We start from the raw sequence: 13410 nt of genomic DNA, 5'->3' as shown, positions 1-13410 counted from the left end.
GCATGATCCTAAACCAATTTATGATTATGTTTGAAAACCGTATAAAACTCTAACTAACCCTAAAATCTATTTACACACTTTTTGGGATAGTGTCCCATCGTACTTAAAAATCCCCTATTATCCTCCATAGACCAATCAAGAACCTCTTCCGGACTTTTGCCAAAGATTTGAAAAAGCCTTTGAACAGTATCTCCCCTAGGAGTTGTTTCAGAATTTTCAAATCGCTGCACCGTACGTAAACTTACACCAGCTTGTAATGCCAACTCCTCTTGAGATATTCCCCTTTTGATTCGAAGATTTCTCAGTTGATTTCCTAGTTTATTTTCCATTTTTTTGCTCAATCATTTTTTCAAAACTATGTCCCCATGAGATAAAGGCAAAAATTAGCTTACGTCATTTTTACGTCATTCATGACGTCAAATAAAAAACCCGATCTGATCGCTCAAATCGGGATAATTTATTTCCAAAAAGAAATTTTAAGAAAGCACACCAAGCTCTTTTCCTACTTCAATAAATGCCTGAATAGCTTGATCCAAATGATGCTTGTCATGAGCTGCTGAAATTTGTACCCGGATTCTAGCCTGACCCTTTGGTACAACCGGATAGTAAAACCCAATCACATAAATTCCTTTCTCCAATAATTTTTCGGCCATTTTTTGAGACAAGACCGCATCATAAAGCATGATAGGTACGATAGGGTGTTCGCCGGGCTTGATATCAAAGCCAGCTTCCTCCATTTTACTTCGGAAGTACTTGGTATTGTCTTCTAGCTTATCACGTAGTTCTGTAGTTTCCGAAAGCAAGTCAAAAACAGCAATGGAAGCTCCTGTAATCGAAGGTGCAAGGGTATTAGAAAACAGATAAGGTCTCGAACGCTGGCGAAGTAATTCGATAATTTCTTTCTTACCAGAAGTAAAACCACCTGAAGCTCCTCCTAATGCTTTACCTAAGGTACCGGTAATAATATCCATTTTGCCCATCACTCCTTTTAATTCGTGTACTCCTCTACCGGATTTGCCCATAAATCCAGTGGAGTGACATTCATCGGACATAACCATAGCCTGATATTTTTCAGCCAATTCTACGATTTTATCGAGTTGGGCGATTGTACCGTCCATAGAGAATACTCCATCGGTCACAATCACAATTTGCTTTGCCCCTGCTTCACGAGCTTCTTTTAGTTTCTCTTCCAAATCACTCATATCATTATGCAGGTAGCGAAAGCGCATAGCCTTACATAAACGGACACCGTCAATGATAGAAGCGTGATTGAGAGCATCAGAAATAATCGCATCTTCAGGACCTAGTAGAGGCTCAAATACACCACCATTCGCATCGAAAGCAGCTGCATATAAGATGGTATCTTCCGTGCCTAAAAACTCGGATATCTTTCGTTCTAGTTCTTTATGGATATCTTGAGTTCCACAGATAAATCGTACTGAAGAAAGACCAAAGCCATGGGAATCAATCGCTGCCTTTGCTGCTTCAATAATTTTGGGATGAGATGAGAGACCCAAATAATTATTGGCACAAAAATTCAAAACTTTTTTTCCACCTTCGATCGTAATTTCAGCTCCCTGCGGAGAGGTAATTACTCTTTCTTTTTTAAATAAACCTGCTTCTTTAATCTCTGCAATTTCTTGTTCAAACTTGGGTTTAATCTGTTGATACATGTTGATTGGTTTTTGATCAGCTTATTCTTTTTATTGATTTCCCATTCGTCAAAAAACGCCATGGGACATCGGTTTTTTATTACTTTTGCGCAAGCAAACCCAAATATAATCAAAAAGCCAGGCATCACTAGCCGGGAAGAATTTACTCCTTTCTCATGGAAAAAATCCTAGTAATTGGAGCTGCAGGACAGCTCGGATCTGAACTTACCAAAGCCCTTACAGACCGATTTGGTTCGGAACATGTCATCGCTACAGACTTAAATGCAGACGCAAAGGAAAAATTTGACTTCTGTAGATTTCAGGTTTTGGATATCATGGATCAAGAGAGTGTCCGAAGCTTAGTTAAAAACGAAAAAATTACACAGATTTATCATCTTGCCGCTGTGCTTTCGGCAACGGGGGAAAAACGGCCTCTTTTTGCATGGGAGCTTAATATGGAAAGTCTTCTTTTTGTATTAGAATTGGCTAGGGAATTCAATCTAGATAAAATTTATTGGCCTTCTTCTATTGCTGTATTTGGACCCAATACTCCAAAGATCAATACACCTCAATATTGTGTAAAAGAACCCAATACTGTCTATGGTATTTCAAAGCAGGCCGGAGAAAGATGGTGCGAATATTACTTCCAAAAATATGGAGTAGACGTTAGAAGCTTGAGATATCCTGGACTCATTGGATACAAGGCACTACCCGGAGGAGGCACGACTGACTACGCAGTGGATATATACCACAAAGCCTTAAATGGAGAGAAATTTACATGCTTTTTAAGGGAAGACTCCATGCTGCCGATGATGTACATGCCTGATGCCATCAAAGCCACCATAGACCTCATGGAAGCACCAATTGAAAATGTCAAAATACGGTCAAGCTACAATTTGGCAGGGATGAGCTTTTCGCCAAAGGATATCTATGAAAGTATATTGGAGCACCACCCTGATTTCAAAATCAACTATGAGCCTGATTTCCGTCAGCAGATTGCTGATGGCTGGCCAGATAGCATCGATGACCATTTTGCCAGAGATCACTGGGGCTGGAAACCAACCTACGGTCTGAAAGAAATGACAAAAGATATTTTAGAGAACTTACCGAAATTTTTTCCAATCAAACTCTAACCTCAGAATCAGAAAAGAATAAAATTGCCTCCAAAATATTATGCGCATCAGCCTTCTGCATAATATTAGCTCGATGCCTTTCAACAGTTCGCTTTGATAAGCCAAGGTTTTGCGCGATCTCTTTAAGTGGTAGACCTTTGGATGAAAGGTCTAAAACCTGCCTTTCCCTTTTTGTAAGCTTTTCATAATCATTTGAAAAGCCATTGTTGTTATGTTCCTGGTAGTTCTCGTTTGTTAAAAGATAAAGGTCCTTGAAAGACTCTTTTTGAGGCTTTGATACCGGATGAATTTCAGCAATAAATCTGGAAGATCTATTAGAAACACTAATGGTTCGAATATGGAATAACTCATTGTTTTGACGCAATCTCACATTTAAGAATTCGACCGACTTTACTAACTGGTGTTCAAACCGTTGCATATTTAAAGAATTCGACTCGTCTGATTCGAAATCAAAAAGTTTAAAGAATTCTTTTCCGATAATACTTTTCTCATTTAGTAAGCTGGCACTTTTAAAAAAAGCATGATTTGCACGCTCTACAACACCTCTTTTTACAAACATTTTGGGATTACTCGAATTATCAAAAAATAGTTTATAATCTTTAGAATTATAAAAACTAAAAAACTTTTTTTTATCTTGAGAATTCTTGAGCTTATTTATTGCACTACTTAAATCCAAGGGTAGAAATAAGATATTTTCCACTCCCGCCTCGAGAGCAATATAAATTTCTTCCTTGCCACAGGTTTTTCCTAGAACCAGAAAAAAAGAAACATTATTTTCTAAAAATACAGGTTTAAGCTTACGATGGAATTTAAGCCACTCCCGCTTACAGCTATGATCGTCAAAAAAAATAAAATCAAATTTTTCAAAATACTCATAGGAAGGTAAGGCTTCATCCAAAATTATTTTATCTAAAATAAATTTGGACGAAATCTCATCAAGAACCTGAATCAAATTTGATTCTAGAATCGGGTTTTTACCAATAAGTAGAGCCCTCAACACCATTCAATAATTATTTATTGATCACCAGTAGCAAAAGTCCAAGTAGGGCTATTTGCTACATTCCTTCCTTCATACTTTGCAACCACATACCAGAAGTAGGTAGTATTTGGTTTCAAACCTGTGACATTGGCCTCATTAGTAGGCAAGTTCTCACCCACCAAATCCTGTACAGTACTATTTGATTCAAAAATGAATACTGAATAAGCCAATGGAATACCTGGATTCTCCTGATCCACATTCCAAGAGAAAGTAAAACTCAGATCTTGATTGACAGCTCCATTTCCTGGAACTGGATCAGAGAGTATTACACTTCCTACATTATTTTCATCCTCTAAAAGAAAAAAGGTGACCGCAGTATTCTCTTCCTCATAAACAGCGACGTTAATCGTTCCATTTAGAAAATCTTTTTTTCTGGCAGTAATGACAACATCACCATCCTTAATCTTTTCTAATTGAAAGGTCCCACCTTCGTCAGTCAATACGGCATTGCTAGATGGAGTAGTCGTAATAAGCACTCCTTGCAATGGCTCGTAAGTATCACCATCCACGACTATCCCAGATATGGATCCGAAACGCTCAATGTCAAAAGTTTCTTCTTCACATGCTGTAGTAAAGATCAGAAAGACAACGAGCAAAAAGCCCCCTATTTTTTTATTTTGCATTATTTCCTATATAAAATCGTAATCCTAAATTCACTCCCCATATCAAATCATTAAAGCTTCCTGACTCAATGCCATCATATTGATCATTTAGCATTTGGTTTAGAAAAAGCTTACCAGTGAGTGCTGTGCCCCCTGATAACATATACTCCAATCCTCCACCATATTTTACATATGGTAAGTAGGTATTTTGAGAAAAACCTACCTGATCAGTGAAATCAAAAAAGGAGCCCGCTCCTACAGATACAAAAGGCGATAGCTTACCAGTCGAATTAGCCATATACAAAAGGCTTAAATCACCGTGGTAATCAACCGATCTAAACAATTCAGGCACCTCTATTTGATGAAAACCAAAGCCTCCCTCCATATAAAGTGAATTAGATAACTTGAATGCTAAAGAACCCGTAAAACCTGGTCTGAATGCCGTTCTAGAGTAATCTCCTACGTAAGTTTGGAAATTTCCACTTAGGGATAAAAATATATTGGATCGGTCCACCCCTTGGTGTAGTCTTCCTATATAATCAGTTTTTTGATTCTCCTCTTTTTCTAACTGATAAGCCTGCATGACTTGGGCAGTGGTATCATTTTCTGATTTAAAATTCCACAAACCGTCCACAACTCCCTCTAAAATCATACTATGAACGGCCTTTTCTACAGCCTCTGTAATAGCCATTTCAGTGGGTTCGTTGTAAGTATATCCGGTTTCAGCCTCTAAGAGTCTTTTAAATTTAACATACCGGAAAAACCCAGCTGAAACTTCTTGGGAAAGGATAGATTTAGTTGTGTAAACAGTCTTCAAAATCTTTCCATTATTGGTGGAGACAGCTCTTAGATAAATACTAACCCGATCCTCTCGGTATTGAGATGATGCATCTGCTCCAAAATATCGAACACCCGCACCTCCGGTGAAAATATTCGTTTCATAAGAAATAATTCCTCCTTCTAATAGTACTCCTGCAAAAAGGAGTGGCGGCAGAAGAATGTTTGTAGTACCTTCATATTGTTCCCTACTGGAACGAATAATTTTACGCTCATTCAAAAGATTTGAAATATTCTCCCGCTCGATTGGAACAAACCAACCAGATTCTTCCAAAGCCCGAATTAAGATATTGGTAGCTCCCTGGGTGACTGCCGTTGACCAGTTTGCACCCACGTTTGACTCCTTATATTGTCCTGTTTGATCTCGAAACTTGTAGACTGCTACAAAAATAGGCTCAGCAGGCTCAGGCAAACCAAGCAATTCCGATTTGAAAGGTGTCTCAGGACCTAAACGAGCATCTCTATCATTAAAAGGTTGATAAAAAGATGGAGCACAGCCGTATCCGAAACATAGAACTAACAATAAAACTACAAAAATAAACCTTTTGTAGCCGTGAATAGATTTGAGTTGCATTTAACTTTTTTGGTTAAAAAAATGGAACCTCAATTACTGAGGTGGCTCCTGTTACATTATCAATAATGGTGACAATGAGTCCTGAACCTGAATTTGAAATATCGATTTGATAGTCTCCTAAATTATAAGTCCCTGACTCTAATGACTCTTCTCCAAATTGCCTATCAATAATCTCTCTGGAAAGTCTACTTAAAATTTGTCGGTTTAAACTTTCTGAGAAATCGTTTAAAGGGTCCTGTCCAAAACCAAACCGATCCTCCCTACTAGCGGGATCTTCAAAAGTATCCTGAGCTTGAGCTGAGCTCAACAACCACTGATAATTAAATGTATTTCCTCCAAATGCAGGGTTTTGGGGAGTATAGACTAATCGTTGGGCGAATAAATCTGATAACCCAACCAAAGAAAATACAAAAGCGAATAATATGACTTTTTTCATTTGGTAGTGTATTTAAAATATTCCTGTTCCTTTTCTTTCTTCTCCATCCAATTGCCTAACTAACTCTTCGTATTGAATCAAATACTGCTGAGTGATCCCAATCGATTGCTTAGCTAACTCTTCTACAACATCTGCTCTTGGCTGTAGAAAGGATTGAAAAACCGTAATATCATTTATCAGTATTTCTACTGTTGTAGTATTAAGTCTGAATGGCTTTTCGACAATGAAAATCGAATAATTACTGGCCTCTGGAGGAGCAACCCAATCTCGGTAAAAGAAATCATAAAAGTCTCTTCCACTTTTCGTCTTTGTATCATCGATCAAAAGACCATCAATTTCAAGAACTACATCTGTACTCTTTTTCTGCGTCTCCTGCTTTTTTATTGATTCCAAGAGAGTTTGAAGTTCTTGTATGGTGGCCTCCTTCTTAGCAGTATCCAAGGCAATCCTAGTAGTATCTGACTGAGCCCAAGAATAACTCGTCGAAAAACAGAAAATAAAAATAGAAAAACTTAAATTAATCCAAAGCCTTTTCATTTATACGCCTTTATTAAAATTTAAAATAAATAAATCAATTAAAAGCGACTTTTCCAACAATTATTGTCTCATTGGAAAATTAAAGGTAGTAGTGGAAATATTAAGAGTCATACCAGCACCTCCTATCCCAGAAGTTTGAGTTACTGATACTGGAGATTGAAAAGGATCTATGAGTGCAGTTAAACTTGAACCATTACCAATTTGAGTTGCTTCAAAAGTTTGATTACCAGAACCAATGAATCCATTACCAAGTAGAGCAACATCAATCTGGTTATTGTTCCCCAGTTGATTGAGGATTGCAATTCGTGCCCCTATACCATCATTCTCAATGTACGCATTGATGTTATTATTATTTCCTGCCTGATTTGTATTTAAAGTTATATTTTGGCCAATGGTCCAAAGACCGGCGTCATTTGAATTGCCCAATTGTGTTAATATCGCACGGTTTTGGCCACCAGATTGTTCAATATAACCGATATTATTATTTCCATTTTGACTCAACATGACCAAGTTTTGACCTTGCTGAAAAACAGATGAATTATTCCGATTACCCACTTGTATCACAGAAGCACTATTACTTTGCAACATGACTTCAGGTGAAATGATCTGATTTGAAACCAATTCTTCCTCCCGTTCACCTTGACTTTCTTGCGAGAATGCAGAAAGCGAAACAGACAAAAAGATAATTACCGCGATAAAAAAACAATTGGGCTTATTCATAAAATTTTAAATTAGTTCTGTGTTGTTAACGAAGAATTGCCAAATCCGGTTTGAGTAGAAATGGCAGTATTTCCAATACCTGTTTGCTCAATAACCGAAGAATTCAATAGACCTCTTTGAATAATGATCCCTGAATTGAAGTCCCCGGTCTGAAAAAGATCTGCTAAATTTTCTTCTCCACGCTGAAATGCCTCTCCATTGTTATCATTACCTAAAGCGTCTTGAAAAGATTCGTTATCAAAACCTCTTTGAGTCGTTAAATGAGTATTTCTAAGACCATCCTGAATAAGTGATACAAAATTATTATCACCTCGTTGAATGATACCTACATCTGCACGGAAATTAGAGCCTGCAAAGTTTCTTCTGCCATATTGCAAAACATCAATTTCATTTCCCTCACCAATTTGACGAGTACCTAAAGAATTTCTATTTCCGTCTTGTAATGAAGTTAGGAGATTGTCATCCCCTAATTGAAGGGTTCTAGCAATATTCCGGTTACCTATTTGAGTTTGAAATGCTTCATTGGAGAAATCACTTGGAGTCAAGTTTGAAGACTGAATAGAATTTGGTGCAATCACTTGACCTCCATTAAAACTATCCTGAACGATTCGTGCACGGTTGCGATTACCATCTTGATCTTGTGAAGCTAGATTAAACCCTGCACCAAACTGACCAATCCGAGCGGTATTTCTATTACCTAACGAAAGCTGATCTGCGACATTCATTCCAAACCCAAGCTGACGAACTGCAGCAAGGTTCTGATTACCTTCTTGAACCTGGAAGGCCGCGTTGGAAAACCCTTGCTGACGAAGTCTCGCTGTATTTTCGTTCCCTAACTGAACTACGTCAGAAACATTCTCTACTCCAGTTTGATTTTGAGTAGACCTGTTCCTATCTCCTTCTTGATCAGAGGTAGCTACATTGCCAAAGCCCTGTGCAAACAGAACAGAGCTAAAAAGGGAAAAGACAACTACTAAGGTAAATTTTTTCATAAGGAAAAAACTTGGCTAGGAAAACCTAGCCAAGTATTTAAAAGATCTAAGATTAATTTTGAACTACAACTGAAACGTTTCCATTTCCAGCTTGAATTTGCTCAGAGAAGTTAAAGCTACCTGTCTGAGTTAGCTGAGTGAAATTGTTGTTACCGTCAATGAATACAAAGGCATCATTGAAAGACCCATCCTGAAGAAGGATAGATTCATTATCATTACCAATTTGATCCATAAAGAAGAAGTTACCATCCCCTAGCTGATTAATATCCACTGCAAGGTTTCTGTTACCTACTTGGATGAAATCAGCGATATTACCATCACCTCTCTGGTATGTTTTACCCTGATTTTCATTTCCATCCTGACCGATGAAAGCAATATTGTTACTTGCTCCTAGTTGATCAACTTCAGCCATGTTATCATTTCCTAATTGTTGGATAACTAACAAATGTGCACTAGATGATTGACTTCCGTCAGCATTGTTTCTATTCCCCACCTGAAGAACAAATCCCTCATTACCTCCATTGAAGGTTCTTAGTCTAGCATAGTTCTCTTTTCCGTCTTGAATGATCTCATGATAGCTTGCGGCAGTCCCACCTGGAAAACCTTGTCTTTGCTGGATCAGTGCCTCATTATCATTGCCTATTTGATTCATAAAGGCTTCAGCATTATTGGACTGAGTTCCTCCTCCACCAAATCCTCCCTGCTGTACTGTACCCATATTTCTGTTACCGTCCTGAAGGAGGGTAGAAATATTATCATTACCTAGCTGATCAACAGTAGCTGTGTTGTTATTCCCTGTTTGATCAGTTGTTGAGCTGTTTCCAACGCCAGTTTGAGCAAAGGAAACAGAAGCTGTAAAAGCTAATGCACCGAAGAATAAAATTGATTTTTTCATGATTTGAAATAGTTAATTGTTAGAAATAGATTAATTAAAGTTATAGTCTTATTGTTCAGATTATGAAGTGCTGAGAAAATTTGAACAGTTTTATGCTTTTCAGAATATATTTTTTGTATTTCATTTCAAAAGTAGCGTTTAAAAGTAGTTGTGTCAATGGGTAATTTCCGCCAGTTTATAAAATAAGTTAATGGGTAATTTTACTCAAAAATTCAGTTTATAATGTTCAAAAAAAATTTTAATCAATTACAATCAACCCCTTTTCATGTACAAAAATCTGATTATCCGAAATGATAAATACGCCTAAGTTCTCGTGTTATAAAGGCTGAAATAAGGGTCCATATGAGATTAAAAAGTCATCAAGAGTCCCATCAATCTATTCTAGGATGGGTTGTGTCATGACAACTCCTGAAAATAATTTTAAAGAAGCTGCTCGAAACTCGACTGATTTCCAGCCTATCACAGTCAAAAATTAAAGGGAATAAAAAAAGAGGCCGAAGCCTCTTTCCTAAATTTTCCCTGAAATCAAATCAGGATCAAACCCTAAAGTAATACTATCATCCGGATATAAAATGATGGGTCTTTTGATCATACTGGAATTATCTATGAGAATGGGAATGGCGAATTCTTTCTTTTCCAAGCTTTTCTTCTGACCCTCGTCCATTTTACGATAAGTCAATCCCTTTCTATTTATCACAGCATCCAATCCTGCCTTCTCAATGAAGCTTGTAAGGAGTTCCTCAGAAGGCTTTTGCTTTTTGTAATCGATGAATTCATATTCAACTCCCTTGCTTTCCAGGAAGTCAAAGGTCTTCTTCATCGTGTTACAATTCTTGATTCCATATACTTTCAAACTCATAGTCATTTACTGGTTTTTGTGAATTTCAATCATACTCTCTCGATGGGCTTTTAGAATCTTATCTATCAGCTGATCCGTCAGAGCTGTTGACAAGAATAAACTTTCAAATTGAGAAGGTGCAAGATAAACACCACGCTGTAACATGGCTTGAAAGTATTTTCCAAACAAACCTGTATCTGCCTTTTTGGCGGATTCAAAATCTGTAACGGGCTGATCCGTGAAAAACAAGGAATACATACTTCCTACGTGATTCACAGTATAATCATAGCCTAGTTCCAGGTTAATCTTCTTGATCCCTTCACTGACTTTTCTACCAATATTCAGCAATTGACCATAAGTCTCCGGGTGAATCTGGAGATATTTCAGCATGGCCAAGCCTGCTGCCATAGCTATTGGATTTCCCGAGAGGGTTCCTGCTTGATATACCGGACCAGAAGGTGACACAAAGTCCATGATCTCCTTTCGGCCTCCATAAGCTCCTACAGGCATACCGCCGCCGATTATTTTTCCAAGCGTGGTCATATCCGGAGTGACTCCATAAAGCTCCTGTGCACCGCCTGGCGCTAACCTGAAGCCAGTCATCACTTCGTCGAAGATTAAGACAATACCTTCTCGGTTACAAATCTCACGTAACCCTTCCAAATACCCAGGCATTGGAATAGCTAGCCCCATGTTTCCGGGCACGGGCTCGAGAATCAATGCTGCAATTTCACCTTTATTCAATCGCACTAACTCTTCAATTGATTCCAAGTCGTTATAAGGTGCTAAAAGCGTATCCTTGGCTGTACCAGCAGTCACACCTGGCGAATCCGGCTGCCCCATAGTCATCGCACCTGATCCTGCTGCAATTAAAAATGAGTCACCATGACCATGGTAATGACCGATCATTTTGATGATTTTATCCTTTCCTGTATAGCCTCTGGCCACCCGAATTGCTGACATCGTAGCCTCGGTACCGGAGTTTACCATCCTGACCTTTTCTACAGAGGGCACCATGGAAATGATTAATTCAGCAATTTCAATCTCCCGAGCTGTTGGAGCCCCAAAGGAAGTGCCTGACTCCATAGCCTCAATTACCGATTCCCGAATAATGGGATGATTGTGCCCTAAAATCATGGGACCCCAGCTATTGATCATTTCGATGTAGGCATTATCATTTTCATCGTAAATGAAAGCACCTGAGGCCTTTTTGATGAAAATCGGATCTCCGCCTACTGCACGGAATGCGCGTACAGGGGAGTTTACTCCACCGGGAATAAAATTTTGGGCTTTCGCAAAAAGCCGCTTACTTTCTGAAATATTCATTAATAATTTAAAGGTTTCAATTCACCTGCTGATAGAGAAAATACAGGCACATATCGATTGGAATTACTGTTTTGGAAGTTGAATCCCCATGTCAACTTTCCCGGAGCAAAAACCCGCTGATCCAAACTGGCACGGAAATCATAATCTAAATCAGGACGGGCATTCATCGCCACCCAGTATACTAACTCAAAACCGAGGATAGCGTTTAGGCTAGGAAGCGTAGAGTGCGTTTGATAGTATTCGTTCCGGAATAGTTTCATTGTCTCGGATTCGTAATTGGGGGTGTTATTAGCGATAAAATAGTAATTCTCATGAGGAAGCATTTCATAATTAGCGAAATTGAAGCTAAGCCATGAGTCCAAGACTAAAATTGGAATTTCTGTCGCTACTGATTCTGAAAAAGATAAAATCGGGCTTGCAATATTCGGATCATCGGAAAGAATAATAACCTGATCTACATCCGCCTCTACACTGTCGAGCGTGGGTCTGATACCTAAATCTGTCAAAAAAGAAGCGGCATTTCTGGGGTTCAGTTCTTTAAAATCAACCAATTGAAATCCATCTGATTCAATACGTTCTTTTAATTCGTTGGCACTTCGTAGGTCTTTAGAGCTTCCTCCATAGCCGATTGCAATTCGACTTCCCCAACTTTGACCTTTGATCGCTCTAAAAACTCCATCGGATATATTCTCAGCAGAAGGCCGGAAAAGGAAACTATAATTCTTATCCTCAAATCGATCCCCCAAGTTGGAAAGTGGGTGAATAAAAGGAATCTGTGTGGATTCGGCGAAGGCACTAACTAAATCTGCTTCTTCTGGGTAAATCGGACCAATAATCACATCGGCAGATTTCACTTTTTCATCCGAAAGAATAGACCGGAGATTATCAACTGACCGCTTTGAATTGAATGTACTGATACTGACACGCATTCCCTCTGACTTCAATTGATCGATACCCAATAGAATACCCTCATATAATTCAAAAACAAAACTTTCCGGATCCGGAGCTTGTGTACCTGAAGAAAAAGGTAAAATCACCACAAAGTCTAAATTGTCATTTTTAACGGTATTCCCGGTTGACCAATTTTCTCCCTGACCTCGAAGCTCGTAGTAGAGCGATTTTTCATCTGCTGAAAGAACAGTTTTCTTATTCAGTACAGTGCTGGTTGCGGCAGTGTAAGCCGGAAAATCCTGATACTCCTTTAAATTTCTCACCAAAAAATCAGGACTCTGCTTGACCAAGTACTCATAAGCTAGATCATTAGCCTGTTCTTCATAGGATTGGGGTAATGCTTGAAGCAAGTCCAATCCTTCCGTAATATTCTTATTAAATAAAAAAGCTTCTGCCAGTAGCATTATTGTTTCATTCTGATTGTCCCAAGTTCTATCAGCCAAAGGCCTCAAAATCCCAATGGCAGTTTCTGCTTGGTTGGCTTTCAAAGCTGATTCTCCGGCATGGTAAGAAGCATACAAAGCCAATTTTCCATATTTCGACTCATCAGTGAAAGCCCGAAAGCTATTCATCGCATCCCAATAAGAACCTGAAGCCAATTGTCTTTTGGCTTGTAAATAACCCTCAGGTACGTTTTGGGCATTTACGGTAAATACTAAAAAAAGAAGGGCTGAAAAAAGAAGTGATTTTTGCATTCCGATCAGTTAGATAAGCTTATGGACAAATTTAAATCATTATTTCCAAACCCAAAGTTTAGGCCGAAAACCCATTCCAAAAGAAAACCCGAAGGAAACACTCCGGGTTTTTAAGATTTTTAAGAAAGCTATCGACTAAAACATCAACAAATGAATTCCAACCAGTATTTTGTTTTAAGCATT

Annotated in this window: 14 protein-coding genes; 1 reads left to right on the top strand and 13 read right to left on the bottom strand. The window is 38.4% G+C overall.

Annotated elements, in window-relative coordinates:
* Nucleotides 1–59: 59 nt before the first annotated feature.
* Together G457_RS20945 and kbl are read right to left on the bottom strand one after the other, a co-directional pair.
* Complete coding sequence (locus tag G457_RS20945) at nucleotides 60–329, bottom strand: helix-turn-helix transcriptional regulator (protein WP_051260678.1); 270 nt, start codon at nucleotides 327–329, stop codon at nucleotides 60–62.
* 147 nt (nucleotides 330–476) lie between these two features.
* Complete coding sequence (kbl, locus tag G457_RS0102970; RefSeq protein WP_026945153.1) at nucleotides 477–1673, bottom strand: glycine C-acetyltransferase; 1197 nt, start codon at nucleotides 1671–1673, stop codon at nucleotides 477–479.
* Between the two features lie 155 nt (nucleotides 1674–1828).
* Between kbl and G457_RS0102960 the strand changes: the two genes are divergently transcribed.
* Nucleotides 1829–2785 (top strand): NAD-dependent epimerase/dehydratase family protein, encoded by a 957-nt coding sequence (locus G457_RS0102960; protein WP_026945152.1) that lies wholly within the window; start codon nucleotides 1829–1831, stop codon nucleotides 2783–2785.
* Here the strand turns inward: G457_RS0102960 and G457_RS22155 are convergent.
* The 11 genes from G457_RS22155 to G457_RS0102905 all read right to left on the bottom strand — a co-directional run bounded on the left by G457_RS22155 (nucleotide 2775) and on the right by G457_RS0102905 (nucleotide 13227).
* Nucleotides 2775–3788 carry a helix-turn-helix domain-containing protein gene (locus tag G457_RS22155; protein ID WP_026945151.1) on the bottom strand — a complete coding sequence of 338 codons (1014 nt, stop codon included), beginning with the start codon at nucleotides 3786–3788 and terminating at the stop codon, nucleotides 2775–2777. The two genes, G457_RS0102960 and G457_RS22155, sit on opposite strands and share 11 nt — an antisense overlap.
* A gap of 11 nt (nucleotides 3789–3799) precedes the next feature.
* On the bottom strand, nucleotides 3800–4447 hold the full coding sequence (locus G457_RS0102950) for a carboxypeptidase-like regulatory domain-containing protein (protein ID WP_026945150.1): 648 nt from the start codon (nucleotides 4445–4447) through the stop codon (nucleotides 3800–3802).
* Nucleotides 4437–5837 (bottom strand): CsgG/HfaB family protein, encoded by a 1401-nt coding sequence (locus G457_RS0102945; protein ID WP_051260677.1) that lies wholly within the window; start codon nucleotides 5835–5837, stop codon nucleotides 4437–4439. The genes G457_RS0102950 and G457_RS0102945 overlap by 11 nt, the downstream gene beginning before the upstream one ends.
* Nucleotides 5838–5850: 13 nt before the next feature.
* Nucleotides 5851–6273 carry a curli production assembly/transport component CsgF gene (locus G457_RS0102940; RefSeq protein WP_026945148.1) on the bottom strand — a complete coding sequence of 141 codons (423 nt, stop codon included), beginning with the start codon at nucleotides 6271–6273 and terminating at the stop codon, nucleotides 5851–5853.
* 12 nt (nucleotides 6274–6285) lie between these two features.
* Nucleotides 6286–6810, bottom strand: coding sequence for a CsgE family curli-type amyloid fiber assembly protein (locus tag G457_RS0102935; RefSeq protein WP_026945147.1), 525 nt, complete (start codon nucleotides 6808–6810; stop codon nucleotides 6286–6288).
* Between the two features lie 60 nt (nucleotides 6811–6870).
* Nucleotides 6871–7530: a hypothetical protein gene (locus G457_RS0102930; RefSeq protein ID WP_026945146.1), complete on the bottom strand. Its 660-nt coding sequence runs from the start codon at nucleotides 7528–7530 to the stop codon at nucleotides 6871–6873.
* Nucleotides 7531–7541: 11 nt separating this feature from the next.
* Nucleotides 7542–8522: a hypothetical protein gene (locus tag G457_RS0102925; RefSeq protein ID WP_026945145.1), complete on the bottom strand. Its 981-nt coding sequence runs from the start codon at nucleotides 8520–8522 to the stop codon at nucleotides 7542–7544.
* A gap of 52 nt (nucleotides 8523–8574) precedes the next feature.
* Nucleotides 8575–9417, bottom strand: coding sequence for a hypothetical protein (locus G457_RS0102920; RefSeq protein ID WP_026945144.1), 843 nt, complete (start codon nucleotides 9415–9417; stop codon nucleotides 8575–8577).
* A 508-nt stretch (nucleotides 9418–9925) separates the two neighbouring features.
* A complete protein-coding gene (locus tag G457_RS0102915; RefSeq protein ID WP_035483047.1) occupies nucleotides 9926–10276 on the bottom strand; it encodes a Spx/MgsR family RNA polymerase-binding regulatory protein in 351 nt (116 codons plus the stop codon).
* Nucleotides 10277–10282: 6 nt separating this feature from the next.
* Nucleotides 10283–11581: a glutamate-1-semialdehyde 2,1-aminomutase gene (gene hemL / locus G457_RS0102910; protein WP_026945142.1), complete on the bottom strand. Its 1299-nt coding sequence runs from the start codon at nucleotides 11579–11581 to the stop codon at nucleotides 10283–10285.
* Nucleotides 11581–13227 (bottom strand): type 1 periplasmic-binding domain-containing protein, encoded by a 1647-nt coding sequence (locus tag G457_RS0102905; protein ID WP_026945141.1) that lies wholly within the window; start codon nucleotides 13225–13227, stop codon nucleotides 11581–11583. The genes hemL and G457_RS0102905 overlap by 1 nt, the downstream gene beginning before the upstream one ends.
* Between the last annotated feature and the right edge of the window lie 183 nt (nucleotides 13228–13410).

It is taken from the genome of Algoriphagus marincola DSM 16067 (assembly GCF_000429405.1).
Taxonomy (GTDB): Bacteria; Bacteroidota; Bacteroidia; order Cytophagales; family Cyclobacteriaceae; genus Algoriphagus; species Algoriphagus marincola.
This window is presented reverse-complemented; position numbering and strand designations above follow the sequence as displayed.

What these genes read in the sequence shown, in the direction of transcription:
- G457_RS0102945 (WP_051260677.1), bottom strand. Translation starts at nt 5,837, where the DNA reads ATGCAACTCAAATCTATTCACGGCTACAAAAGGTTTATTTTTGTAGTT.
- G457_RS0102920 (WP_026945144.1), bottom strand. Translation starts at nt 9,417, where the DNA reads ATGAAAAAATCAATTTTATTCTTCGGTGCATTAGCTTTTACAGCTTCT.
- G457_RS22155 (WP_026945151.1), bottom strand. Translation starts at nt 3,788, where the DNA reads ATGGTGTTGAGGGCTCTACTTATTGGTAAAAACCCGATTCTAGAATCA.
- G457_RS0102950 (WP_026945150.1), bottom strand. Translation starts at nt 4,447, where the DNA reads ATGCAAAATAAAAAAATAGGGGGCTTTTTGCTCGTTGTCTTTCTGATC.
- G457_RS0102930 (WP_026945146.1), bottom strand. Translation starts at nt 7,530, where the DNA reads ATGAATAAGCCCAATTGTTTTTTTATCGCGGTAATTATCTTTTTGTCT.
- kbl (WP_026945153.1), bottom strand. Translation starts at nt 1,673, where the DNA reads ATGTATCAACAGATTAAACCCAAGTTTGAACAAGAAATTGCAGAGATT.
- G457_RS0102925 (WP_026945145.1), bottom strand. Translation starts at nt 8,522, where the DNA reads ATGAAAAAATTTACCTTAGTAGTTGTCTTTTCCCTTTTTAGCTCTGTT.
- G457_RS0102940 (WP_026945148.1), bottom strand. Translation starts at nt 6,273, where the DNA reads ATGAAAAAAGTCATATTATTCGCTTTTGTATTTTCTTTGGTTGGGTTA.
- G457_RS0102905 (WP_026945141.1), bottom strand. Translation starts at nt 13,227, where the DNA reads ATGCAAAAATCACTTCTTTTTTCAGCCCTTCTTTTTTTAGTATTTACC.
- G457_RS0102935 (WP_026945147.1), bottom strand. Translation starts at nt 6,810, where the DNA reads ATGAAAAGGCTTTGGATTAATTTAAGTTTTTCTATTTTTATTTTCTGT.
- G457_RS0102915 (WP_035483047.1), bottom strand. Translation starts at nt 10,276, where the DNA reads ATGAGTTTGAAAGTATATGGAATCAAGAATTGTAACACGATGAAGAAG.
- hemL (WP_026945142.1), bottom strand. Translation starts at nt 11,581, where the DNA reads ATGAATATTTCAGAAAGTAAGCGGCTTTTTGCGAAAGCCCAAAATTTT.
- G457_RS0102960 (WP_026945152.1), top strand. Translation starts at nt 1,829, where the DNA reads ATGGAAAAAATCCTAGTAATTGGAGCTGCAGGACAGCTCGGATCTGAA.
- G457_RS20945 (WP_051260678.1), bottom strand. Translation starts at nt 329, where the DNA reads ATGGAAAATAAACTAGGAAATCAACTGAGAAATCTTCGAATCAAAAGG.